Here is a 23,310-nt window from a genome sequence, read left to right on the forward strand (position 1 = left end):
CGCCCTATCCCAGAAGCTGCCAATAGGCATCGAACCGCCTGGCCGCACCGCTGGGAGGCTCCGCCGCAAACTGGCGGCCAAGAACGAAGGCCTTCTCGCTGAGCGCCGCCTGTTGCTCGGCAATGATCGCAAGCAATGTGTCGGCGGAGCTGTCACCCGGCGCACGCGTGGAGACGATCCAGTCGGACAGCACCATCAGGTTATGGTGGTCACCGAGAGTTTCGCCCAGTTCATCGAGCCGCACACAGAGATTTTCCATGATCGCAGGCGCGGCAGGCTCGTAAAGACGCATGTGATACCACCAGACCTTAGCGGCCTTGCGCCAGTCATGCACCACCTCGCCTTCGGGCGTCTTTCTCGCCTTGGCCAGCCGCTTGCGAAAGCGGCGATAACCGGCCTTGAGACCCGGCTGTACGATGCCAATGCCCGAGGCGCCGAATTGCCAGCCCGGCACCCGCGTGCGCGCCGCATTGAAATCGGCCGCCGCCAGAGCCAGCAGTTCCTCTTCGCCCATTTGCTGGCGCAGATGCCGAGCGCGCTCCCGTAGCCGGTCGAGCAGTGTCACCGATCCCACCCCATCGACTCTGAGCCGCACGCCGGACTGGTTAACCAGGGTCAACATAGTCTGAACCATCACGGCAGCGTCGCGGGCTACCGAGAACCGGTCCGCAATGGCCCGAAAGGCTTCGTTCTCAGCTTCATAGGCGTCAAAGACCGGCCGCACGAGCTTGAGCAGGGCACGCAACTTCTTGCACGATTTGCGCAGCGTATGGACGGTCTGGTCGAAATCCTCATTGGCCGCAATTGCCTCCAATGCCTTGTCGATCTGCTCGGTGGCGATGTCGCGCACCTGGCCGGCAACACCACTGGACTGCTTGAAGGCATAGGCCATGACTGGAACCCGAAAACTAGAATCCGAAACTCATCTGACCGGCCGGTGTGCCGACATTGACACCTTCCATCGCCAGCATCTTGACCTTGGTGACAGTGCCGCCCGGCGCGGAAAACCCGCCCGGCTTGCCATTGCTGGCCAGCACCCGATGGCAGGGAATGACCAGCGGAATGGGATTGGCACCCATGGCTTGCCCCACGGCACGCGACAGGCCGGGATCGCCCAGCTCACGCGCCAGCGCGCCATAAGTGATGGTGTGCCCCCAGGGCACCTGCACCAGACGCTCGTAGACCCTGCGGTGGAAGCCGGAGACCCCGGCCAGATCGAGCGGGACATCGCCGAAATGCACTTCGAGCCCTTCTGCATAATCCTCGATCTGGTTCATCATCCCGGCAATCAGCCGCGTCGGCTCGCCCGGCTGCGCCCCGTCGCGCCCCAGACGCTCCAACATCGCCTTTTGTGAGGTATCGGGCAGCAACACTCTGGCCAGGCCCCGCTCGGTCCAACCAAGGCCGAACAATCCCAGTGCTGTCTCAAAGGTCACCGTTTCCATGCATGGACACTACGCCGCCGCCCGCATATCTGCCAAGAACCTTGGTCAAGTCCCGCTTTGTCTGCTAGAGCCAGCTGATGCCCGCCATGCCCACGCTCAAAGACTATTTCCCGCCCACCGATCCGTACCTGAACGTCATCCATGTCGATGACGACATATTGGTCGTGGACAAGCAGTCTGGCCTGCTCAGCGTGCCGGGCAAGGACCCGAGCCTGTGGGACTGCATCGAACATCGCGCCCGCCAGACCCATCCCACCGCAGGCATGTGCCACCGGCTCGACAAGGACACGTCTGGCGTTCTGGTGCTGGCGCTCAACAAGCGTGCCCACGGACGTATTGGCAGCCAGTTCGAGCACCGCCAGACCACCAAGAGCTATATCGCGCGGGTGTCGGGCATCATTGCAGAGGATAGCGGCCTGATTGACCTGCCGCTCGCCACCGACTGGCTCAACAAGCCGCGCCAAAGGGTCGACCACGAGCATGGCCGCGCTTCGCAGACCGAATGGCACGTGATCGAGCGCGAAGACAACGCCACGCGCGTGCGGCTGATCCCGCTCACCGGGCGCACCCACCAGCTCAGAGTTCACATGAAGGCCATCGGCCATGTGATTCTGGGCGATGCGTTTTATTCCGAAGGTGCCGACCTGGCGGCTGCCGACCGGCTGCAATTGCATGCCGCCGAATTGGGCTTCACCCACCCCACCACGGAAGTGTTCACCACCTTTGTGGCGCCGACGCCGTTCTAGGCGCTACGCCTCGCCCAGATACCCCACCTCGATACGCTGGAACAGTTCGCCCTGCTTCATGGTGTCGAGCCAGCGGCGGAAATCGGCGACATCGCTGAACCCGGCGCGCTGGGCTTCCGCGTCGGTGACGTCATCGGACGACATGTCGGTGATCGACTTGATGGACAAAAGACCCACCTTGGTCTTGAGCGTCCCGCCAGGTTTCACCGTCGGGCGGTTCCAGCGGCGGAAGATGAGATCGACCTTGCCAGCCTTGATGTCTTCGAGCAGATCGCGCTTGAGCAGCATCAGTCGAGCACCCCCGTGGCGGTCATTTCGATTTTGAGCCCGGCCGCCAGCAATTCTTTGACCACCACGGTGGCGCGGACGGGATAAGGCTGCTCGGTGAAATATTCGCGATAGACCGCGTTCATGCCGGCAGCATCGGCGCTGTCGGTGAGGAAAATCTGCACCATGACGAGATTGCGCAGGCTCCCGCCGGCAGCCTTGAGCGCGATAGCGAGGTTGTCGATGCAGCGGCGCGTCTGGGCTTCGATGCCACCCTCGACGATCTCGCCGCTGACCGGGTCCTCGGCGATGGCGACCAGCCAGAGGTGCTTATCGGCGCGCACCGCATCATTGATGGGCGCGCTGGATGGGGCAATGCCGGTTTCAATGCGTTCGATCATCTGACCTCCGGGGAAGAATCGTCTCAGTGCAATTGTCTTGACGAAAAGCTTGTGACAAACACGGGGCACCGAGCCAAGCGGGCGTGGTGGAATTGGTAGACACAAGGGACTTAAAATCCCTCGGCGATAGCCTTGCGGGTTCGATTCCCGCCGCCCGCACCAGCGCTAAGTTTGCCGAAACCTTTCTCGACAATGATGACCCTGGGGCCGGTTGGCTGTCCCAAGTGATCGAGTAAGGCGTAGCGATGTCGGCCCTGCCAAAGAATTTGGAAGACGAATTTGAGACCCCGCCCGGCGCAGAGGTCAACGCCGAAACGCGGCAATTCATCACCTTCGCCTGTGCGGGGCAGAATTTCGTCGTCGATATCATGTCCATGCGCGAAATCCGCAATTGGAGCCCGGTCACGCCCTTGCCCGGGCGGAAACCGGATGTGCTCGGGGTGATCGAAATACGCGGGCGGGTGGTGCCGATCCACGATCTGGCCCTGCGCATCGGCTGCTCTTCCGAGCGAAGCACCCAGCACGAGGGCCAGGTGATCCTGGTGCTCAAGGTTGCTGGCCACGACATGGGCCTGCTCGTCGACAGCGTCTCCGACATCATCGACATCAAGGCCGACGACATTCTGCCCGTGCCACAGATCGAAGGCTCGGCGGCGCGGTTCCTGGGCGGCATTGCCCGCCAGGGCGACACGCTGGTGGCGATCCTGGACGAGGAAACAGTGCTGCGCGAGGCGGTGGAAATCTCTGGTAGCGAGGTTCTGGAGCAAATGGAACCGGTGGAGAGGTCCATCAACCCCGAGCTGGAAGACACCGAATTTGTCTTTGTTGACGAAGTTCAGGCTTAGTCCCATCACGCCCAAATGTGCCGCGTTCATGCGAGCTCGAACGGAAACGGCGATGGCTCCCAATAGCGCTCTATGCGACGCATCCTGGCACTGATGGCTTCCCATTCATGCAACAAGGCCGCGATTGGTCCGGGGTCGCCCACTGCCAACAGGTCATGGAGCTTTTCGACATGGGCAAGGTGTTCAGCGACCTCGGCTTGCAATTTTTGCCGCTGCTGCCACGCCTTGCTGCCCTTGCGATGGCGCCTTTTAGTACCATCTCCGTACATTCGGAGCCAACCACGCTCTTCTCGTATCCAGTCCGTCAATAGAAGACCAGCTGCCCCAAACCTACCTAGCGCCGCCAGCAATACGGACCTAATGACCGGATTTATTCCGGTCCCAATGATCGGTTCGTAGGGGTATTCGAGTATGCCTTCAAACGTCGTGACGTGCGGGAGAATCTCACGGTTGGCGCGCTCCAACTCCCGCACAAATTCGGAAGAGAAATCAGGACTTTCAATCGACCCTGTCGCTCTATCCAGGAACTTTCCGATACCCCCGGCTGACCAAGGAGGCGGACTGGGTAATATGGACGCGTACCAAGTTGTCCGGATGAGCTGAGGCGGGGACATCCGATCGGTCGAGAAACCCTGCTCAACATGACGTACTGGCACCCGAAAGAGGGAGCGCTGCTTGAAGACAAAATCAGGGTGCCGATCAAGAAATGGCTGACAGAGTGACCTCGCTTGAGCAGCTGTCGTCATTCGAAGGGTCGCACTTCCATGATGTAAACCAGCACACCAACCGGCAGCTTTTCAAGAATTTCCTTGATGCGGTTGAGGGTTAGACCAGACCTTCCAGTTTTCACATCATAGACGCAATACGTAGTGGCACTTACTTTTTCGAGTACATCCAGACGGCTCGTTCCCGCCTGACCGTATTTAGGTCCCCTTGGATCATCAATTTCGAGCCGGCGGCCATCAATCGATATTTCGGGAAACACGTTGGCGAAGGCCGTAGGAAAAGACGTCTTCAGACCGTTAATGCGTTTGTAGATCGCCCAGTGCACTAAATTGCCCCACTCTGTAGGAGTCATCGTCGCCCTTTGAGGCTGGTTTTCAGTCGCAGCTTCATTGGTCTGGGCCTGAACATCTGGCAGGAATTCGCAGACCTCGGCTACCTGCTCTTGCGTTAACGTTTCCTGGTGGAGGCTCACGACCTCCTCATTGTTGCCGCCAGTCCAAATCTTGAACGCGACGACCGATCGGTCGCCTTCGCCCACGCCCATGGCATCTGGTGCCGCCACCGCCGCATTATAGCGCTCAAGAGCACCGCGCAGCATGGTTGCCCAAGGCGCGGCGGTGACCTCCACCAATGTTGGCCCGGCCGGGTCACCGGGATCTCTAGCCGGCAAAAGCAAGGGCGCAGGCAAAGGTGGGCGGAGGTTGGGCGCGAGAGCCCGCCTTAGCCACGCCACCTGCAAACGGGTCTCCCCATCCTGGCGGACCGTGACCTCGCGGGCTTCGCCAAGTCTTAGAGACTGGTAGGACGCCCCGTCGGGAAAAGAGACCAGGTGCGAAACACTTGACCCCTGGAAGACGGCACTGATGCCGGTGCCATCGACCGTCCCAATCGTCGATGCGGCAATGCTGCCATCCGGTCGGGCCAGCGTCTCGATGCTGGCTATACTTTGCGCCGGGTCAGTGACCACGCGGCGGTTGCGCGTGAGGGCGAGAAGCGAATCCGGCACCGCCGGGTCGCCAAAGTATGGCTCGGCCCAGCAGCGGCAATTGTGTTCCGTGCCGGGGTGACCAGTTGCAGGCGGCGACGACCAGGAAAAGACCTGCCCGGCAAGCGCCGCATGCGCGTCGCGCACCTTGTCATCTCCGACCGTGCGCCAAGTGTAGTGCGTGGTCGCCTTGCCGTTGCTCAGTGCTTTGGTCGAGAGGCCAGCGCACAGCGCGAGGAATTTTCGTTCGTCGGATGCTGCCTCAGAGAATGCAGCGAGTGCTGCGGGAACACGTCCGCGACGAATGTAGCTTTCAAAGGCCCTTCGCTCGGCAATGCGTGCCAGCGCCTTGCGGCCTGATTGAAGTGTTGCGGAAAGTTTCCCCATGCCCTGCCCTCGCCTGAATGCGAAGGCATGGTCTCATGGGTTCAAAAGGCGGGGATAAGCGGGCTGGCGATCAGTCCGTGCCGCCCGAAATCGGGGCGACATAGGCGACGTCGAGATCCCAGGGGAAGAAGATCCAGGTATCCTGGCTGACTTCGGTGATGAAAGTGTCGACCAGTTCGCGTCCCTTGGGCTTGGCATAGACCGTGGCGAAATGGGCGCCGGGGAGCATGTCGCGGACGACGCGGGCGGTGGCGCCGGTATCGACCAGATCGTCAACGATAAGGACCTTGCCGCCGTTCTTGGCGATATCCAAAACCGGCTGGCTGATTTCCTTGAGGACCCTGATACCGCCCTGGTTCTGGTGATCGTAGCTCTTTACAGCAACGGTCTCGACAGTTCGGATATTGAGTTCGCGTGCCACGATGGCTGCCGGCACCAAGCCGCCACGGGCGATGGCGACGACCGCTTCGAACGGACCTATGCCCGCCAGGCGCCACGCCAGGGCCCGGCTGTCGCGGTGGAACTGATCCCAGGTAACGGGAAAAGACTTCTGGTTGGGGTTGCTCACGGGTCTGTCTCCTGGTGGGGCAGCGCCCCTCATTTTTCTTGAACTGCTGCTTAGCAAAGCCAGGCCAAAAGGCCAATCATTCCGCGTCGGGCGGGGCGATGCCTGCTTTTTCGTGGGCCGCGGCAACCATGGCGCGAACCTTGTCGGCCGCTTCGGCCAGTCGCGCTTCATCGGAGGAGCGCAGCACCAGCTCGGTCATTACTCGGTCTTTGCCCATTTGCGGGTAAGAGCCCATCTTCACGTCCGGATATTCAGTCTGCAGCACGCCGAGCGGACCGCCCAGCGTGCCTTCGCCCACGGCCGCCCGGATGGCGACGGACGAAACCTTCTTTCCGCCCTCGAGCGTGGGCGCCAATGCTTCGAGCATGGACCGCATGATCACCGGCACCCCGGCCATGACATGCACATTGCCAATGCGGAAGCCCGGCGCGGCGGACACCGAGTTGACGATCAGGTCGGCGCCTTCGGGAATGCGCGCCATGCGCAAGCGGGCCTCATTGACCTCCGTGCCGGTTTCTTTCCAGCGCGCTTCGAGCATGGCGCGCGCCTGGGCATTGATCGGCAGGGCAACACCGAAGGCTTGGGCTATGGCGTCTGCCGTGATGTCGTCATGGGTCGGGCCGATACCGCCGGAAGTAAAGACATAGGTATAGCGGGCGCGCAGGGCGTTGACCGCCTCGACAATGGAGTCCATTTCATCCGACACCACCCGCACTTCGGCGAGATCGATACCCAGGTCGGTGCAGAAATCGGCCACCGCGCCGATATTGACGTCCTTGGTGCGCCCAGAAAGGATCTCATCGCCGATCACGATCATGCCGGCGGTAATACGGGAATCTGACTGGGTCATCGCTGCTTTTTCCTCAAGGCAGTTGTGGATGCCCCTACGCCTGCGGCAAGTCAACGGTTCACCACCCTTCCCTTCGCCGGATTAAGACCTTATTTTGCCTTTTCAGGAGAGCCACGCATGATCACTTATGTCGACGCCACCACCAAAGCCCGCCGCACTGCCGGCGTCATTCCGCTGCATGGCTCGGAAGGCTTTGAGGGCATGCGTCGCGCCGGCGCGCTGACGGCGCGGGCGCTGGACGAGCTGACGCCCTTTGTCGAAGCCGGCGTGCCTACCTCGACAATCGACCGCGTTGCCTATGAGTTTGCCCGCGACCATGGCGCTGTTCCGGCGACTATCTTCTACAAGGGCTATCGGCACTCCGTCTGCACCTCGATCAACCATGTGGTCTGCCACGGCATCCCCGATGAGCGGCCATTGCGCGAGGGCGACATTGTCAATGTCGACCTTACCCTGGTGCTCGATGGCTGGCATGGGGATTCGAGTCGCATGTATCCGGTGGGCGAAATCTCCCGCAAAGCGGAGCGGCTGATCGAAATCACCTATGCCGGGCTCGAAGCGGGCATTGCCGCCGCCAGGCCAGGCAACACCACCGGCGATATCGGCGCGGCCATTCAGGCGGTGGCGGAAGCCGAACGCATGAGCGTGGTGCGCGACTTTGTCGGGCACGGGCTGGGCCGCCTGTTTCATGACGAGCCCAACATCCTGCATTTCGGCACGCCCGGCTCCGGCGCCGAACTCAAGCCGGGCATGATCTTCACCATCGAACCGATGATCAATCTGGGGCGTCCGCACGTCAAGATTCTCTCCGATGGGTGGACCGCGGTGACCCGCGACCGGACGCTCTCGGCCCAGTGCGAGCATTCCATCGGCATCACCGAAAACGGCTGCGAAGTCTTCACGCTTTCGCCGGCCGGTCTGTTCAATCCCCTGGCCAGCCGGAGCGCCTGATGACTGACCGGCCCGACGAATTCGCCGAGGCCACCCTTCCCGCGCCAGCCGCAGCCAATGACCATGCCGGCCATCGCCAGCGCGTCAGAGAACGCTTTCTCAAACTGGGCGGCGACGCCCTCGAGGATTACGAACTGCTTGAGCTGGCACTGCAGCTGGTCATTCCGCGCAAGGACACCAAGGCGCTCGCCAAGACGCTGCTGCGCGAGTTCGGCTCGTTTTCGGCCGTGTTCAACGCCAGCGAAACCCGGCTTGCCAAAATCAAGGGGCTGGGCCCCACTTCCATCGCCCATCTCAAGGTGATCCAGGCGGTGGCCGCACGCTTTGGGCGCGACCGCATCGACCACGATATGCCGATCCTCTCGTCCTGGAACCAGCTGATTGACTATTGCCGCAGCCAGATGGCATTTCAGTCGATCGAGCAGTTCCGCATTCTGTTTCTCGACAAGAAGAACCGGCTGATTGCCGATGAGGTGCAACAGACCGGGACGGTTGACCATACGCCGGTCTATCCCCGCGAAGTCATCAAGCGCTCCCTCGAACTCTCGGCCACGGCGCTGATCCTGGTGCATAATCACCCCTCGGGCGATCCGGCCCCCTCGTCCGCCGATATTCGCATGACCCGGGAGATCGGGGATATCGCCAAGCCACTGGGCATTGTGTTGCACGACCACATCATCATCGGCAAATCGGGCCACGCCTCGCTGCGCAGCCTAAAGCTGATCTGACCGGCTCTTGCCCCGGATGCGTTCGTAGAGCTGATGGGCCGCACGGAGCGCCGATTTGACGCTGGCATTGGCCTTGGCCCAGGCGCGCAGGCGCTGGAAATGGCTGTGACCCAGCATCACCAGATGGCCCAGCGGGGTCAGCGGCACATAGTGCTGCCGCAGGGGTACCTGCTCATTGCACCAATGGCGCTTTTCATCGGTAAAGCCGGCGCCCATGTCGAAGACCGACATGCCCTCGTCGAACACGCTCTGCACTACCCGCAACAGGCACTGCTTGCCCGGTGAGCCGGACTGGATAAGGCTGCAATCACTCATCGACGAGATCAGGCAGAACATACGGTCGCCAACCACGATGTTATAACGTGCCGCAACGATCTGGCCTTCGAGCCGCAGGACATGGAGCCGCACATCGACGCCTGAATTGGGGTCCAGTGCCGCGTGGTAGAAGCTGGTGATGTTGTCGCACACGAAGATGTCGCGAATGCCCTGGGCGCGGAACCGGGCGGAACGCTGGGCGAACATGGTGTCGAGCACCGCATGGGCCTCGGCCAGATCGCAGACCACATCGAAGCCGACTTCGCCCAATGCTGCAAGGCGGTCGCCCTGCTGCCGGTCATGCTTGCGGCGGGAACGGCTGCGCTGTTCGCGGTCGCAGTGCTCCCAGGAGGAGAACCGGGCACGATAGAGCGTCTCGACTTCAAGGGCCTTGCCCAGTTCGTCGAACAGCCCCTCAGCCTCCCCGATCCGGTCGGGCATGGAGCGCAGATAGACCAGATCGGCGCCTTTGAGCGCTCCGATCATGGAGCGCCACAGGGCGGACCGGCCCGATGTGCCCAGCTCTTGGAGGCGCCGGACGTCGGTCAGCGGGGCGTAGCAGCCGGCATGGGGACCGGGAAACCAGGTGTAGAGGCGCACGCCATGGACGCGCTTTAAGTGCAGCGGCAGCAGGGCCACCGGAACACCATCGACCTCGCCCACGACATAATGCTGGGCCGAAACCGGGATCTGGCGGTCGGTCACCCAGAGCCGGATGAAGTCGTAGCTCTGGCCCGGCGATTCAAGGCCCGCGGCGGAAAGGCTGCGCCAGATCGCCTCGACATCCTCGATCCGGTTGGTCACGCGCACCGAAATGCCGACGCGCGCGCCCATGGCCGCGGCATCGGCCGCGCTGCCCTGGCTCGCAATGTCGTCCATCGCCCGGGCGATGGCTTGGGTGTTCGCGGTCAATCTGCTGCCCTTGGCCAATTTCGACGCCAGTCTGTCCCCTGCGGGTAAACTGCGCCTCAACATGGCCAGAGGGAAACAGGTTCGGCTCTCGATTCCGTGAACAGGGTTAACTCCGGACTACGATTCCCTCGGACCCTGGGAAAGATCTCAAGGAAGATCAGCCGAAATTGGCCAGGACCGGAAAGGTCTCCAGGAACCAATAGGAAATGCGGGTGAAATTGCCGGTGATGAACAACAGGCCCGTGAATACCAGCAGGCCACCCATGACTTTTTCTACCGTGCCCAGATGCTTCTTGAAGCCATCAAAGAAGGTGAGGAACGGCCCTACGGCAATGCCGGCGAGGAAGAAGGGAATGCCCAGGCCCAGCGAATAGAGCCCGAGCAGCGAGGCGCCCTCCCAGGCGGTATCGCGGCTGGCCGCCACCGAAAGGATGGCGGCCAGCACCGGGCCGATGCAGGGGGTCCAGCCAATGGCAAAGGCGAGACCGAGCAGGAACCCGCCCAGGGGACCGGAGGCCGCGCCGGGACCATTATGGCGCAATTGCCGATCGAGAATGCCAATGCGGAACACGCCCAGGAAATGCAGGCCCATGGCGATGATGACGACGCCCGCGATGGGCGTGAGGATCGGCAGGAGCTGGCGGAACACCTGGCCAAAGGCGGTGGCGGTGGCGCCAAGGGCAATGAAGACGACGGAAAAGCCGAGTATGAAGAAGATCGAGGTCAGAGCGACCCGGCCGGTCAACCGCCCCGGCGAGCCGGACACCGCCTCGGCGCGCAACTGGTCATAGCTCGCCCCGCTCATATAGGTGAGATAGGGCGGCACCAGGGGCAGCACGCAGGGGCTGAGAAAGCTCAGCACACCGGCGCCGATCACCAAAGGCAGGGAAAATTCCACGTCTGACGCTCCTTAGTCGCGCCCCTGTTTAGCGCGGTGCAAGCCAAAGGCAATGAGCCCCTGTGCCGCATCGCGCGGATGTGAGGACGCAACCGGCAGAACGAGCGTTTCTGAGAACAAGCGCTATCGCAGACATTTTTTGCTCTGCAAACGCCCCCTTGGCACCGACCGGCAGCTTGGTCCTCGGCCGGCCAAAGCTGGCTAAGAGCGTATTCGCAAAGTGATGAGCACCAGCGTCTCCAGTGCCCTGGCGACGGATACTCCGGCTAGGCAGGCGTCCCGATGGACTGCCTGCCATCCAGTAGTTCAGCAACGCGCCTACCCAGTTCTGCCATGCGGAAGGGTTTTGCGAGCACCACAAGCCCGCTTGCCTGCTCAGGTTTCAGGTCCGCATAGCCAGTGATCATCAAGATGGGCAGATCGGGAATAATGTCGCGCAGTTCGTTCGCGAGTTGAGCCCCGGTCATGCGAGGCATCATGTGGTCGGTAACGAGCAGATCGGGGACAACGCCCGAGCGAACATGCTCCAGGGCCGCAGCTGCTGAGCCCGCTTCGACAACCTCGTAGCCAAGCTCGATAAGATTGTCCGCCACGCTCATCCGAATAAGAGCCTCGTCGTCAACAAGGAGCACTTTTTTCGCCTTCTCTGGGAGCGGAACTTCCGCATTCTGAACCGGATCCGGCTTTGTCTGGAAAGGCGCGAACGGCAGCCATATCTCGGCTGTAGTCCCCTGGCCCTGCACTGAGCGCACGCTCAGAGCACCACCGGACTGTGCGGCCAGGCCATGCACCATCGACAGACCGAGACCAGTGCCCTGCCCCACTTCCTTGGTAGTAAAAAACGGCTCGATAGCGTGAGAGAGCGTCTCGGCATCCATTCCGGTACCGGTATCAATGACACTGACACGCACGTAATTACCGTTCTCCAGGGTGTCATGAGGCGTCTTCGGGGCGACGGTCACCGTATCCACCGAAATGGTCAGCGTGCCACCATCCGGCATTGCGTCACGAGCGTTGACGGCCAGATTGAGGATTGCCAGCTCCAGTTGATTTGGATCCACCAAGGCTGCACATCCAGCGTCCTTGGTCTCCAGGCGGAACTCAATCTGCGGGCCCAGAGTGCGCTCCAGCAGCTCGCGCATCTCCCTGGCCAGCTCGCAGATATCGGTGTCCTTCGGCAACAGGGTCTGGCGGCGGGCGAAGGCCAGGAGGCGCTGGACAAGTGTCTTGGCACGATCCGCTGCCTGCAAGGCGCCCGAGATGATCCGATGGGACTTCTCGTCATCACCGTGCCGTCGGCTAAGAATATCAAGACCAGACATTATCGGCGTAAGCAGATTGTTGAAATCGTGCGCGACCCCGCCCGTCAGTTGGCCCAGAGTTTCGACCTTCCGTGCCTCGTGCAAGAGAGCCAGCGCGTTCTCACGCTCGTCGATGGCCTGCTTGACGCGCTCTTCCAGCGAGGCGTTCAACCGCCTCAATTCTTCCCGGCTGGACTCTAGTGCAGCTTCTGCCTCCTTGCGCGCCGTAATATCCAGCGATGACCCGACGAGGCCGATCACCGTACCATCTGTGTCCCGCCAGGGCGATTTGGTTGATAGCCATATCGCCGGGCTGCCGTCTGGCCGATGCACCGTCTCTTCGATCTGCCGTAAAACCCCGGATTCCATGACAGCGCGGTCGTTCGCCATCACGGCTTCCCCCTGCGCCGTGTTTTCGAGAAATTCCGCATCTGTCTTGCCCAGATACTCCTGGGGCGGTTTCCCGATCAATTCGGTCGCGCCGCGATTGGCGACCAGCATGCGCCCCTGTCGATCTTTGGCGTACACAACACCGGGCACCGCCTCGATGAAGGCAGCGAGCATCGCCGCTGAGCGATCCCGCTCGATCCTCGCTTTTCGCTCCTCCTCGATGTCAATGAGAACGCCGGGAAAGCGCTGTGCAGTGCCGTTGGCATCCAGTTCCACCAATCCGTTCGCTTCAACCCAGCGATACTCACCGTCGGTCTGGCGAACTCGATATTCGCAGCTATAGGCTCCCCCGCCCTGCAATGCTTTCTCGATTGCATCCGAAACTCTGCCCACGTCCTCCGGATGGATCGACGCAGTCACCATGTCCAGCGGAAGCCCCTTCCTGCAAAGCTCGGGATCGAGCGCGAACGAACGAGCAAACCGTTCATCGGCGATGAAGCGATCTTCCTGAACCGCCCACACCCAGGTGCCCACGATTGCCCCGGCATCAAGCGCGAGCCGGACGCGTTCGGCCTCCGAGCGAACACGTTCTTCGCTCTCCTCGAGCCGGGCTCTGGTACGGACCTGCTCTGTGACCTCGTATCCACCCACGAAGATGCCAGTGACCGCACCAGCATCGTCGCGGATCGGCTCATAGAGAAAATCTACATATCGCTGCTCGGTCTCTCCAGCCAGAAGGATCGGTGCGGCGTGAGCTGAGAATGCCTCTCCCGTCGCATAGACGTTGTCGAGAAACTCGAAATATCCTTGACCCTCGACCTCCGGAAAAACTTCTCGGACGGAGAAACCTTCATAGTTCCGGTCGCCCGCGATCTCTCGATATGCGTCATTGACGTATTCAAAGCGATGGTCAGGACCAACCAGCAGCGCCACGAAACCCGGCATTTGCTTGAGCATAAGCCGCTGGCGTGCCCGTTCGCGCTCGGCTTGGCGCTCCGCCTCGATTTGTCCGGTGATTTCGGTACACGCGCAAAACAATCCCGCAGTGGTGCCGCGGTCATCCCTGATAGGGGAGTAGAAGAACGAGAAATGAGTTTCCTCAGGATACCCGCGTCGTTGCATGACGAGCATGATGTCGTCCATCTGAACGGGCTCCCCCGAGTATGTTCGCTCTACGATCGGGCTGAGATCCGCTCGAATCTCGTGCCACACCTCCAAGAAATCACCGCCAAGTGCATCGGGGTGCTTGTCGGCCAGGATCTGCGCATACTGCTCATTGTATATAAGGGTTCGCGACGGACCCCAGGCCACGAACATGGGCTGACTTGAGCTCAACATCACCGAAACCAATGTCTTGAGCGATTCTGGCCATCCTTCCGGCGCACCGATCGGGCTACTGGCCCAGTCATGGTCACGGATTAGCGCACCCGTGGCGCCACCACCGCTCAGAAACGACAGGGTAGTCTCGCGGTTTACGGAACTCTCGTTCATTATTCTTCTTTTGCTTCCGTGGCTTGGCCACGCGTTACGCTTGTATATGTCAGAAACTTGTTGGCCATCGTCACGCCACGCAAAGCGTTGGCGTTCCTGCCCTCTGCTCGCAGGGGCTGACTATCATAGGATGGCAAGTATGGGTCTGATCGCAGAGGAGACCGCCAGAAGCGTGTCGGCGCATGCGGTAACGCGGCGGATGCGGAAGCCAAATACGCGTAAATGCATGTTCGTCAGGACACCCTTTTTGCCGATCAATCGTGAAATTTGCCGCTTCCAAGCCAATTGCCGCAGACCTTGATCAGGCCCAGAACGAAGCTGAGCGACTGCCAGTTCCATCGGCCTTAAAATATTTCAAGAGAGCGTCCTGCCTTGACTTCACCCCAATTGAGGTAGATGGTGCGTGCACACGTTTCTGCCCACTGTTGGCGAACTTGGCCTGCCGGCCTAGCCGGTTGCTTGGCTTTCCTTCCGAAATGCAAACGTTCTTAGGCTCCTGTTGCGTCGTGCACGGGAGAAACCTGCTCGTTTGCTTCGCTTCGAGCCAAACTGAAAGGCGCCAACATGATCAACGGCACCGTAAAATTCTATAACGCGACCAAGGGCTTCGGCTTCATCACCCCCGACACCGGTGGCAAGGATGCCTTCGTGCACGTCTCGGCTATCGAGCGCGCTGGCCTGTCGACCCTGGCCGATGGCCAGAAGGTCTCCTACGACCTCGAAAACGGTCGTGACGGCCGCGAATCCGCGATCAATATCGCTCTGGCCTAAAGCCGGATCCGTGGGGGCTCCCTCGGGCGCCCCCATTTTCACGCTTACAAGGAGCGCACATGCCGCACCGCTATAAAGTCGGTCAAATGCTGGAATTGCGTTCGGCGCCCCGGCACAGCAACCGCCCTGCCGGCCCCTGCGAGGTGATGAGCTGCCTGCCGCATGACAAGGGTCCGGTGCTGTACCGGGTCAAATCCTGGGGCGAAAGCAATGAACGCGTGGTCGAGGAAATCGACCTCTCGCCCAGCTCGGTCGTCAAGACCGTGTTCGAAGACAGTGAAAGTGTCTTCACCATCGCCGTCAACAAGCGGTGAATGCGGGCCTCGACTGGGCCGAACCTGCAGAACTCTACGCGGTGCTTGGCGCATTTCATGCGCGCAACGCGCAATATTTCAGATTTTCCTCTGCCGCAGAAGCGATCCGCTTCGCCATCGAGGACATGCCTGCCGCAGCATTGCGCGGCATGGCCGTGGAAAGCGGCGACAACCGATATGAGGGGCAACAGATCCGCGCGCTTTATGACGCGCAGGATTATCCCCTCGAGCGCGCAAAGCGCTGAGACCCCGGCCAAGGGCCGGTAGAAAGACAGATTAATGAACATCGATATGCTGAATATGCCGGGGCAGCTTTTCCTCGGCACCAGTGCTGAATCAGCACGCGCCGCAGGCGCCAGGCGCTTCAACTCGGCCGCCAAAGCCATCCGCTTTGCCATGGAACAGGCCGCGCCTGTCAGCCTGCATGGCGCGCAATTGTGTGTGGGAAACCGCCGCTATGGCTCGCGCCAGATTCGCAATCTGCATCGGCAATTGGCCGATATCGGCCAGGCCCGGGGGCCCGGCCGGTAGGGCGTATCAGTTCCGCGCCGGCGCTGCGCCAGGGCGGCCGGTGGGACGCGCCGGACGCTTGGGGCCGGCAATCAAACCTTCACGAATAGCCTGCTTGCGCGCCAGCTTGCGGCTGCGGCGGATCGCTTCGGCCTTCTTGCGCACACGGGCTTCGGAGGGCTTCTCGAAATATTTCCGGAGCTTCATCTCACGGAACACACCTTCGCGCTGAAGACGCTTCTTGAGCACGCGAAGGGCCTGATCGACATTGTTGTCGCGGACTTGAACCTGCAAAAACTTTCCTAACTTTAGGTTGGCCTCACCAGATATGGGTGGGAATGGATGGCCGCTCGGCGATCCGGGGCTTGGGTTATCACCATTTGCCCGGATGACCAAATCGGCATGTGGACAGCGCCCCTGCCCTTGCCCAAAACCCATCTGCGCGCTAGAGCAGCCGCTATTCCCCCCTCCGGCCGAGGTGCCCATGACCGTGACCCGTCCGCTGCGCATAGCGCCCTCCATTCTTTCCGCCGACTTCGCGCGGCTGGGCGCGGAGGTGCAGGCGATTGCCGAGGCCGGCGCGGACTATATCCATGTCGATGTGATGGACGGCCATTTCGTGCCCAATATCTCGTTCGGCGCGCCGGTGATGACGGCGGTGCGCGGGGTGACCGACAAGGTCTTCGATGTGCACCTGATGATCGCGCCGGCGGACCCCTATCTGAATGATTTCGCCAAAGGCGGCGCCGATATCATTACCGTGCATGCCGAGGCCGGCCCGCATCTGCACCGCTCGCTGCAGGCGATCCGGGCGCTGGGCAAGAAAGCCGGCGTGGCACTCAACCCGGCAACGCCGGTGTCGGCGATCCAGCACGTGATCGAGGATTGCGACCTGGTGCTGATAATGAGCGTCAATCCCGGCTTTGGCGGGCAAAGCTTTATCGCCGAGAGCCTGAACAAGATCGCGCAGGCCAAAGCCCTGATCGGCGGGCGGGATATCGATCTCGAGGTCGATGGCGGTGTCACCGCAGACAATGCCCGCGAGATCGTGCGCGCTGGCGCCAATGTGCTGGTGGCCGGCTCGGCCATCTATGCGGGCAATGACCCGAAAACCTATGCGGGACGGATCAAGGCGATCCGCGACGCGGCAACGGGGATGGTGGTCTAGGACGCAGTGTCGCGCGCGGCCTCCACCCCCTCAAGACCTGAATCAAACTCTGACCTATCAAGGCTAAACCCATGATCCCGCGCTATTCCCGTCCCGAAATGGTGGCCAATTGGTCGGCCGAGAACCGCTTCGCCATCTGGTTCGAAATCGAGGCGCATGCCACCTCCAAGCTGGCCGCGCTTGGTGTTGTGCCCAAGGAGAGCGCCGACAAGATCTGGGAGGTGATGAATGCGCGCAAGGCTGAGCGCGGCGACTATGGGTTCGACGTGGCGCGGATCGACGAGATCGAGCGCACCACCAAGCACGACGTCATCGCCTTTCTCACGCATTTGAGCGAAATCGTCGGGCCAGATGCGCGCTTCGTGCATCAGGGCATGACTTCGTCGGACATTCTGGACACGACCTTGTCGGTGCAATTGAAGAACGCCGCCGACATCCTGCTCACCGATATCGACGCCCTGCTGGCCGCGCTCAAGAAGCGGGCGCTGGAGCACAAGCACACCATCACCATCGGTCGCAGCCACGGCATTCACGCCGAGCCGACCACCTTCGGGGTCAAGCTGGCCGAAGCCTATGCCGAGTTCAGCCGCAACCGGGCGCGGCTGGTGGCGGCACGCGACGAGATTGCGACGGCGGCAATTTCCGGCGCCATCGGCACTTTCGCCAATATCGATCCCTCGGTCGAGGAATATGTCGCCGAACAGCTCGGCCTGTCGATCGAGCCTGTCTCGACCCAGGTGATCCCGCGCGACCGCCACGCCATGTTCTTTGCCACGCTTGGCGTGATCGCCTCTTCCATCGAACGAGTCGCGGTGGAAATCCGCCATCTGCAGCGCACCGAAGTGCTCGAAGCCGAGGAATTCTTCTCGCCCGGCCAGAAGGGGAGCTCGGCCATGCCGCACAAGCGCAACCCGGTCTTGACGGAAAACCTCACCGGGCTGGCGCGCCTGGTGCGTGGCATGGTGACGCCGGCGCTGGAAAACGTCGCCCTCTGGCACGAGCGTGATATCTCGCACTCCTCGGTCGAACGCATGATCGGCCCCGACGCCACGGTGACACTGGACTTTGCCCTCGCGCGCCTGACCGGCGTGATCGACAAGCTGGTGGTCTATCCCGAAAACATGCGCAAGAATCTCGACCTGCTGGGTGGCCTGCACAATTCCCAGCGCGTGCTGCTGGCGCTGACCCAGGCGGGCTATAGCCGCGAGGACAGCTATGCTGCCGTGCAGCGCAACGCCATGAAGGTCTGGGAACATCGCGGCGATCGCGCAGGGCTGTTCGCACAGAACCTCAAGGACGACCCGGAAGTGACTCTGAGTGATGCGCAAATCGACGACATGTTCGATGACGGCTATCATCTCAAGCATGTCGATACGATCTTCGCGCGGGTTTTCGGCGCATGAGGATTGCCGACGCGGACATTCTGATCCTGCCCGGACTGGGTGGTTCCGGCGAAGGCCATTGGCAGCTTCGATGGGCCGAGAAGATGTCCACCGCCGGGATTGTCGAGCAGGCCGATTGGGATGAACCCGACCCCGAGGACTGGACCGACACCATGGTTCAGGCCGTGGAACTGGCCGAACGGCCGGTCGTGCTTGTCGCCCATTCCCTGGCCTGCATTGCCCTGGTGCAGGCCGCGGGGCGCTTCCCCGAAGGTAAGGTCAAAGGCGCGTTTCTGGTCTCGCCGCCCGACATCGAGGGCAATAAGGACCTGCCCGAGGAAGCGCGCGCCTTCGGCCTCGTGCCGCGCGATCCCCTGCCCTTTCCCTCTTTGCTGGTGATTTCGGACAGCGATCCCTATTGCTCGCTGGAAGCCGCCGCCGACTATGCCGGCGCCTGGGGCTCGGACTTCCACCAGGCCGGCAATGCGGGGCACATCAATGTGCATTCCGGACACGGCCCCTGGCCGGAGGGGCTTCTCATGTTCACGCGACTGATGCAGCGGCTGTGATGGACGGCTATGAACTCGTCCTGCAACCGCCTGGTGTGGAGGATTATCTGCGCCTGCGCATTGCCGCAGGTCTGAGCGCCAAGACCCGCGAGCAGGCCGAAATCGGCCTGCCCAATAGCTGGTGCGGCGTGACCGTCGTTCATGATGGCGCGGCAATCGGCATGGGCCGGATCATTGGCGACGGCGGCACGGCCTTCCAGATCGTCGACATCGCCCTGGCCCCGTCCCATCAAGGCAAGGGCCTGGGCAAGCAGATCATGGCCGCGCTGATGGCGCGCCTCAAGGCCGAAGCGCCCGAGGGCGCCTATGTCAGTCTGATCGCCGATGGCGACGCCAGGCATCTTTATGCGCAGTTTGGTTTTGAGCCGGTCATGCCCGCATCGATTGGCATGGCGATGCTGATCGGGCGGGACTAGGAACCGTCGTCGGATTCCAGAACGCCGAGCCCAAGAATGGGCGCAAATCGCTCAAGCACCTCGATTAGCAATTCCTGCGGCACAACTTCCTTGCGTTTGCCGCCCCGCTCCCGCCAGTCGAGCGACCTTGTCTGGTCGACCTGGATGACACCCGTAGTCTCGGTGCCTGCATTCTGCAGGGTCACGGCAAAGCCGTTGTGTCGCGAGGCATTGCCGACTGTGGTGATAGAAGCGAAAAATGCCAGACCAGTGGCGCGATTGAACCGGAAATCAGACAGGCACAGCGCCGGATGAGGGCCCCTTTGCTCTTTCCCTGCCGACGGCGACAAGTTCAAAAGCCAGATTTCTCCTGGCGATGGGATCGCATTTGGCCTTACCAAACTTCACGCCCCACGGCCGGGCTGTTTTGCCAATCATTTTCGTCTTCGGATACCGGACTTTGCGCGTCGCCTTGGGTCAAAAGCTCATCGAGCGAGTAGCGCGGCTTGCGCACGCGCTGCCGTGTCCGTTCAGCCACTGGTTCCAACGTGATCCTTGTGCCTTCGACCGTTACAGTGAGTTCCTGTCCTTCTTTAAGATTCAGCATATGACGTGCAGCAGCCGGCACCGTCACCAGTAGTGACCCACCTGCTTTCTTCAGCCGGGTCGACCCGAAGTCAGTTCCAGATCTCACATTTTCACTTGCGACCATTTTTGGACCTCGAATGTTATACAAATATCTAACACTCTGGAGGCAAGAGTTCAATGCTGGCGATGCCCGGCCAGCAAGACTTCCAAATGCCAAAAAACCCCGCCGGTCATCCGACGGGGTCCTATTGTTTTGGCGGAGAAGCGCCTGCCCTTAACCCTCGGCGGCGATCTGCTCGCTGGCGACAGTGATGAGGGTCAGCATCTTTTCCCGAATCACGGCTTCGGAGATGTCCACGCCCTTCGCCTTGAGGTCGCCCGAGACCTTGCGGAACACGTCTTCATCACCGGCTTCCTCGAAATCGGCGGCCACGACTTCGGCCGCATAGGCCTTGGCGGCGTCGGCTTCCAGGCTCATCAGCTCTGCGGCCCACAGACCCAGCAGCTTGTTGCGGCGCGCTTCGGCCCTGAACTTCTTTTCCGCGTCGAAGGCGAACTTGGCTTCCTGGCCCTTCTTGCGTTCTTCGAACCCGCTCATGGTCTCTCCCGTTCGGTCTGAGGGCCGCGCTGGCGGCCGTTATTGTTGGACATAGGCGGTTCAGCAGCGCAAATCAACGTCGACGAGTGTGTCTGCGGCCCCATGCCCATGATCGCCCGGAATAATGGAAAGCGCTTGCTTTTTTGTGTCATTCTGGCGCATGAAGCGCGCAATTCCACCCTCGTTTTTCCAGCAGCGGATTCGTTCATGAACCGTCGACGCAAAATCTATGAAGGCAAGGCCAAGATCCTGTTCGAGGGTCCGGAGCCGGGCACCCTGGTGCAGTACTTCAAGGACGACGCCACCGCCGGCAACGGCGCCAAGCACGAAGTGATCGACGGCAAGGGTGTGCTGAACAACCGCATTTCCGAATTCGTCTTCTCCAAGCTCAACGATCTGGGCATTCCGACCCATTTCCTGCGCCGCATCAACATGCGCGAGCAGTTGATCAAGGAAGTCGAGATCATTCCGCTCGAAGTGATCGTGCGCAATGTGGCCGCCGGTTCGCTGGCCAAGCGCCTGGGCCTCGAGCCCGGCACGCGCCTGCCCCGCTCGATCATCGAGTTTTGCTATAAGGACGATGCTCTGGGCGACCCCATGGTCTCCGAAGAGCACATTACCGCCTTTGGCTGGGCCACTCCAGCCGAGCTGGACGACATCATGAGTCTGGCCGTCCGGATCAATGATTTCCTGACCGGCCTGTTCATGGGCGTCGGCATCCAGCTCATCGACTTCAAGATCGAATGCGGCCGCCTTTACGAAGGCGACATGATGCGCATCGTCCTGGCGGACGAGATCAGCCCCGATAATTGCCGTCTGTGGGACATCAAGACCCGCACCAAGATGGACAAAGACCGCTTCCGCGAAGGGCTTGGCGGCCTGGTCGAGAATTATCGTGAAGTGGCCCAACGCCTCGGTATCCTGGTTGAGAACGACAATGCGCTGACCACCGGTCCGCGCCTGGTCCAGTAGTTTTTGGAGCGAACCATGAAAGCGCGCGTCATCGTCACGCTCAAGAACGGCGTTCTCGACCCCCAGGGGCAGGCCATTGAGGGGTCTTTGTCCAGCCTCGGCTTTTCGGGGGTGAGTGGGGTGCGCCAAGGCAAGGTTTTCGATCTCGAAGTGCCGGGAACCGATGAGGATGCAGCGCGTTCTCAAATCAAAGAGATGTGTGAAAAGCTTCTCGCCAACACTGTGATCGAAAACTACGCGATCGAAATTTCACATTAATGCCTAACGGCTATAACCCAATTCGCGCCAATGAATGGCGCAGGACCGTATGACTATGCGCAAAACCCAGATTGCCCTCACCGTCATGTTCTTCTCCTCGCTCGGCCTGCTGTTTGCGGCCTATGCGTCCGTACCGGTTTGATTGCTTTTTAGCCAAATCCTTACCCATTAAGCATTTTTCTTAAGCCTGCCATCACGCATTGATGGGGTTAAAAGGCTCTTGCCGCTATGGTGCCGCATCAGTAATGCGGAGGCGCGGCAAGATGGGCGAAAAAACCAGACTCGATTGGGTGGACATGGCCAAGGGTCTGTCCATTTTCCTGGTGGTGACCATGTACTGCGCCGCCAGCGTGGGCGAAGACACTGGCCAGACCGGCTTCCTGCACTGGACCATCGCCTTTGCCATGCCCTTCCGCATGCCGGAATTCTTCCTGCTGTCGGGCCTGTTTCTCAGCCAGGTGATTGAACGCCCCTGGCGGGCCTTCGCCGACCGCCGCGTGTTGCATTACGCCTATTTCTACGCGGTGTGGGCGATCATCCACATTCTGTTCAAGGAGGCGCTGATCGGGCACGATCCGACTGGCGCGGCCGCGTCGCTCGCGCTGGCAGTGGTGGAGCCCTATGGCGTGTTATGGTTCATCTACATGCTCGCCGTGTTCGGGCTCGTCGCCAAGTTTCTGCAAGAGGTCAAGGCGCCGCAATGGGGTGTGCTGGCCGTGGCGGCCATATTGCAGATGGCGAGCATCAAAACCGGCAGCTATCTGGTGGATCAGTTTGCCGAATATTTCGTCTATTTCTACGCTGGAGCCGTCTTTGCGCCGCGCCTTTTTGCCTTGGCCGACTGGACCGCGTCTCATGTCGCCGCTGCGATCGGCGTGTTGCTGGTCTGGGCGGTGGTCAATGCGCTCATGGTGTTTTCGCCCGGCTTCCGAATGGACCCGGTGCATATCGAAATGGGCTGGGGCGCCCTGCCCGGCATCCATCTGATCCTGGCATTGGCCGGCGCGGCGGCGATCTGCATGCTGGCCGCGTTGCTGACGCGCCTGCCCTTCATGGACTGGCTTCGCTGGATGGGTGGCAAATCGCTCGTGATCTATGTCGCCTTCGTGCTGCCCATGGGCATTGCCCGCATCATCCTGCTGCGGCTGGGCATCGAAGAGCCCAATGTGCTCAGCCTGCTCACCATGGCAGTCGCAATTGTCTCGCCACTGGTTCTATGGTGGCTTGTGCAGAAGATCGGCTTTGGCAAATTCCTGTTCGAGCGGCCGGGCTGGGCACATCTGCCAGGCAGCCGCGTGCGGCCGACCACAAACACAGCCCCCGCGGAATAAGAAAAAGGCCGGTTCAGAACCGGCCTTTTTTCTGGTTTGCTGCCGATCAATCCGGCGCCTTGAAGATCGACGGTACGATGGGCCGTACCCGCGGCAGCTTGACCGGCCGCTGTTGCGGCTTCATGTCGCTTGTCAGGTGCGGCTTGCCATCCTCGCCACGGATCGTCATCGGCTTGCTTGCGGACGGTGGGGTCTGTGTCTGCATGTTCACTCCTCCCAATGTTGCCATGCTGTTCTAACACCCAAAA

The 23,310-nt window shown here is 61.1% G+C and carries 30 protein-coding genes and 1 tRNA gene; 16 read left to right on the plus strand and 15 right to left on the minus strand.

Annotated features, from left to right (window positions below; all coding sequences use genetic code 11):
* Window positions 1-4: 4 nt before the first annotated feature.
* Entirely contained in the window at window positions 5-892 is an 888-nt protein-coding gene (locus tag GO014_RS05770; protein WP_157289441.1) for a CHAD domain-containing protein, read from the minus strand.
* Between the two features lie 16 nt (window positions 893-908).
* Window positions 909-1,445, minus strand: a complete 537-nt coding sequence (locus GO014_RS05775; RefSeq protein WP_157289442.1) for a methylated-DNA--[protein]-cysteine S-methyltransferase — start codon at window positions 1,443-1,445, stop codon at window positions 909-911.
* Between the two features lie 77 nt (window positions 1,446-1,522).
* Here GO014_RS05775 and GO014_RS05780 point away from each other — a divergent pair, with 77 nt between their 5' ends.
* Window positions 1,523-2,191, plus strand: a complete 669-nt coding sequence (locus tag GO014_RS05780) for an RluA family pseudouridine synthase (RefSeq protein WP_157289443.1) — start codon at window positions 1,523-1,525, stop codon at window positions 2,189-2,191.
* 3 nt (window positions 2,192-2,194) lie between these two features.
* Here GO014_RS05780 and GO014_RS05785 read toward each other — a convergent pair whose 3' ends face one another.
* Window positions 2,195-2,479, minus strand: a complete 285-nt coding sequence (locus GO014_RS05785; RefSeq protein WP_157289444.1) for an ASCH domain-containing protein — start codon at window positions 2,477-2,479, stop codon at window positions 2,195-2,197.
* Complete coding sequence (locus GO014_RS05790; protein WP_157289445.1) at window positions 2,479-2,859, minus strand: RidA family protein; 381 nt, start codon at window positions 2,857-2,859, stop codon at window positions 2,479-2,481. The genes GO014_RS05785 and GO014_RS05790 overlap by 1 nt, the downstream gene beginning before the upstream one ends.
* Window positions 2,860-2,936: 77 nt before the next feature.
* On the opposite strand from GO014_RS05790, the gene GO014_RS05795 reads away from it, so the two are divergent.
* Window positions 2,937-3,021, plus strand: a tRNA-Leu gene (locus tag GO014_RS05795).
* 83 nt (window positions 3,022-3,104) lie between these two features.
* Entirely contained in the window at window positions 3,105-3,704 is a 600-nt protein-coding gene (locus tag GO014_RS05800) for a chemotaxis protein CheW (protein ID WP_157289446.1), read from the plus strand.
* 742 nt (window positions 3,705-4,446) lie between these two features.
* Here GO014_RS05800 and GO014_RS05805 read toward each other — a convergent pair.
* The 3 genes from GO014_RS05805 to GO014_RS05815 all read right to left on the minus strand — a co-directional run bounded on the left by GO014_RS05805 (window position 4,447) and on the right by GO014_RS05815 (window position 7,220).
* Window positions 4,447-5,802, minus strand: coding sequence for a phage minor head protein (locus GO014_RS05805; RefSeq protein ID WP_157289447.1), 1,356 nt, complete (start codon window positions 5,800-5,802; stop codon window positions 4,447-4,449).
* A 70-nt stretch (window positions 5,803-5,872) separates the two neighbouring features.
* Window positions 5,873-6,403, minus strand: coding sequence for a xanthine phosphoribosyltransferase (gpt, locus tag GO014_RS05810; RefSeq protein ID WP_157289448.1), 531 nt, complete (start codon window positions 6,401-6,403; stop codon window positions 5,873-5,875).
* Window positions 6,404-6,446: 43 nt separating this feature from the next.
* Entirely contained in the window at window positions 6,447-7,220 is a 774-nt protein-coding gene (locus GO014_RS05815) for a competence/damage-inducible protein A (RefSeq protein WP_157289449.1), read from the minus strand.
* A 117-nt stretch (window positions 7,221-7,337) separates the two neighbouring features.
* Between GO014_RS05815 and map the strand changes: the two genes are divergently transcribed.
* Both map and radC read left to right on the plus strand, forming a co-directional pair.
* A complete protein-coding gene (map, locus tag GO014_RS05820) occupies window positions 7,338-8,171 on the plus strand; it encodes a type I methionyl aminopeptidase (RefSeq protein ID WP_157289450.1) in 834 nt (277 codons plus the stop codon).
* Complete coding sequence (gene radC / locus GO014_RS05825) at window positions 8,171-8,899, plus strand: RadC family protein (protein ID WP_157289451.1); 729 nt, start codon at window positions 8,171-8,173, stop codon at window positions 8,897-8,899. Before map ends, radC begins: the two co-directional genes overlap by 1 nt.
* Here radC and GO014_RS05830 read toward each other — a convergent pair.
* The 3 genes from GO014_RS05830 to GO014_RS05840 all read right to left on the minus strand — a co-directional run bounded on the left by GO014_RS05830 (window position 8,885) and on the right by GO014_RS05840 (window position 14,206).
* Window positions 8,885-10,126 (minus strand): GNAT family N-acetyltransferase, encoded by a 1,242-nt coding sequence (locus GO014_RS05830; RefSeq protein WP_157289452.1) that lies wholly within the window; start codon window positions 10,124-10,126, stop codon window positions 8,885-8,887. The genes radC and GO014_RS05830 overlap by 15 nt on opposite strands.
* Before the next feature lie 157 nt (window positions 10,127-10,283).
* Window positions 10,284-11,024 (minus strand): cytochrome c biogenesis CcdA family protein, encoded by a 741-nt coding sequence (locus GO014_RS05835; protein WP_343030791.1) that lies wholly within the window; start codon window positions 11,022-11,024, stop codon window positions 10,284-10,286.
* Window positions 11,025-11,290: 266 nt separating this feature from the next.
* Window positions 11,291-14,206 carry a PAS domain-containing protein gene (locus GO014_RS05840; protein WP_157289453.1) on the minus strand — a complete coding sequence of 972 codons (2,916 nt, stop codon included), beginning with the start codon at window positions 14,204-14,206 and terminating at the stop codon, window positions 11,291-11,293.
* A 564-nt stretch (window positions 14,207-14,770) separates the two neighbouring features.
* Between GO014_RS05840 and GO014_RS05845 the strand changes: the two genes are divergently transcribed.
* Genes GO014_RS05845 through GO014_RS05860 form a run of 4 tightly spaced genes read left to right on the plus strand, consistent with a single transcriptional unit; the run spans window position 14,771 to window position 15,822 of the window.
* Entirely contained in the window at window positions 14,771-14,977 is a 207-nt protein-coding gene (locus GO014_RS05845; RefSeq protein WP_157289454.1) for a cold-shock protein, read from the plus strand.
* A 59-nt stretch (window positions 14,978-15,036) separates the two neighbouring features.
* Entirely contained in the window at window positions 15,037-15,291 is a 255-nt protein-coding gene (locus GO014_RS05850) for a hypothetical protein (protein ID WP_116588429.1), read from the plus strand.
* Window positions 15,288-15,536, plus strand: coding sequence for a hypothetical protein (locus GO014_RS05855; protein WP_116588428.1), 249 nt, complete (start codon window positions 15,288-15,290; stop codon window positions 15,534-15,536). Before GO014_RS05850 ends, GO014_RS05855 begins: the two co-directional genes overlap by 4 nt.
* A gap of 34 nt (window positions 15,537-15,570) precedes the next feature.
* Complete coding sequence (locus GO014_RS05860) at window positions 15,571-15,822, plus strand: hypothetical protein (RefSeq protein ID WP_116588427.1); 252 nt, start codon at window positions 15,571-15,573, stop codon at window positions 15,820-15,822.
* Between the two features lie 6 nt (window positions 15,823-15,828).
* On the opposite strand, the gene rpsU is transcribed toward GO014_RS05860, so the two are convergent.
* Window positions 15,829-16,095: a 30S ribosomal protein S21 gene (gene rpsU, locus GO014_RS05865; RefSeq protein ID WP_116588426.1), complete on the minus strand. Its 267-nt coding sequence runs from the start codon at window positions 16,093-16,095 to the stop codon at window positions 15,829-15,831.
* 190 nt (window positions 16,096-16,285) lie between these two features.
* On the opposite strand from rpsU, the gene rpe reads away from it, so the two are divergent.
* The 4 genes from rpe to GO014_RS05885 all read left to right on the plus strand — a co-directional run bounded on the left by rpe (window position 16,286) and on the right by GO014_RS05885 (window position 19,336).
* Window positions 16,286-16,969 carry a ribulose-phosphate 3-epimerase gene (rpe, locus tag GO014_RS05870; protein ID WP_157289455.1) on the plus strand — a complete coding sequence of 228 codons (684 nt, stop codon included), beginning with the start codon at window positions 16,286-16,288 and terminating at the stop codon, window positions 16,967-16,969.
* Window positions 16,970-17,040: 71 nt separating this feature from the next.
* Window positions 17,041-18,372, plus strand: a complete 1,332-nt coding sequence (gene purB, locus GO014_RS05875; protein ID WP_157289456.1) for an adenylosuccinate lyase — start codon at window positions 17,041-17,043, stop codon at window positions 18,370-18,372.
* Window positions 18,369-18,920 (plus strand): RBBP9/YdeN family alpha/beta hydrolase, encoded by a 552-nt coding sequence (locus tag GO014_RS05880; RefSeq protein ID WP_116588423.1) that lies wholly within the window; start codon window positions 18,369-18,371, stop codon window positions 18,918-18,920. Before purB ends, GO014_RS05880 begins: the two co-directional genes overlap by 4 nt.
* Complete coding sequence (locus GO014_RS05885; protein ID WP_157289457.1) at window positions 18,920-19,336, plus strand: GNAT family N-acetyltransferase; 417 nt, start codon at window positions 18,920-18,922, stop codon at window positions 19,334-19,336. The genes GO014_RS05880 and GO014_RS05885 overlap by 1 nt, the downstream gene beginning before the upstream one ends.
* Here GO014_RS05885 and GO014_RS05890 read toward each other — a convergent pair.
* The 3 genes from GO014_RS05890 to GO014_RS05900 all read right to left on the minus strand — a co-directional run bounded on the left by GO014_RS05890 (window position 19,333) and on the right by GO014_RS05900 (window position 20,501).
* Window positions 19,333-19,716, minus strand: a complete 384-nt coding sequence (locus GO014_RS05890) for a type II toxin-antitoxin system PemK/MazF family toxin (protein ID WP_157289458.1) — start codon at window positions 19,714-19,716, stop codon at window positions 19,333-19,335. The genes GO014_RS05885 and GO014_RS05890 overlap by 4 nt on opposite strands.
* Window positions 19,710-20,027 carry an AbrB/MazE/SpoVT family DNA-binding domain-containing protein gene (locus GO014_RS05895; RefSeq protein WP_157289459.1) on the minus strand — a complete coding sequence of 106 codons (318 nt, stop codon included), beginning with the start codon at window positions 20,025-20,027 and terminating at the stop codon, window positions 19,710-19,712. Before GO014_RS05895 ends, GO014_RS05890 begins: the two co-directional genes overlap by 7 nt.
* A gap of 150 nt (window positions 20,028-20,177) precedes the next feature.
* Complete coding sequence (locus GO014_RS05900; RefSeq protein WP_116588420.1) at window positions 20,178-20,501, minus strand: DUF1476 domain-containing protein; 324 nt, start codon at window positions 20,499-20,501, stop codon at window positions 20,178-20,180.
* Window positions 20,502-20,708: 207 nt separating this feature from the next.
* Here GO014_RS05900 and purC point away from each other — a divergent pair, with 207 nt between their 5' ends.
* The 3 genes from purC to GO014_RS05915 all read left to right on the plus strand — a co-directional run bounded on the left by purC (window position 20,709) and on the right by GO014_RS05915 (window position 23,062).
* Window positions 20,709-21,473 carry a phosphoribosylaminoimidazolesuccinocarboxamide synthase gene (gene purC, locus GO014_RS05905; RefSeq protein WP_116588419.1) on the plus strand — a complete coding sequence of 255 codons (765 nt, stop codon included), beginning with the start codon at window positions 20,709-20,711 and terminating at the stop codon, window positions 21,471-21,473.
* A 15-nt stretch (window positions 21,474-21,488) separates the two neighbouring features.
* Window positions 21,489-21,731: a phosphoribosylformylglycinamidine synthase subunit PurS gene (purS, locus tag GO014_RS05910; RefSeq protein WP_116588418.1), complete on the plus strand. Its 243-nt coding sequence runs from the start codon at window positions 21,489-21,491 to the stop codon at window positions 21,729-21,731.
* A 263-nt stretch (window positions 21,732-21,994) separates the two neighbouring features.
* Window positions 21,995-23,062: an acyltransferase family protein gene (locus GO014_RS05915; protein WP_157289460.1), complete on the plus strand. Its 1,068-nt coding sequence runs from the start codon at window positions 21,995-21,997 to the stop codon at window positions 23,060-23,062.
* Window positions 23,063-23,108: 46 nt separating this feature from the next.
* Here the strand turns inward: GO014_RS05915 and GO014_RS05920 are convergent, their stop codons facing one another.
* On the minus strand, window positions 23,109-23,267 hold the full coding sequence (locus tag GO014_RS05920) for a hypothetical protein (protein WP_157289461.1): 159 nt from the start codon (window positions 23,265-23,267) through the stop codon (window positions 23,109-23,111).
* Window positions 23,268-23,310: the final 43 nt, after the last annotated feature.

This window comes from Devosia marina (assembly GCF_009758415.1).
Lineage (GTDB): Bacteria > Pseudomonadota > Alphaproteobacteria > Rhizobiales > Devosiaceae > Devosia > Devosia marina.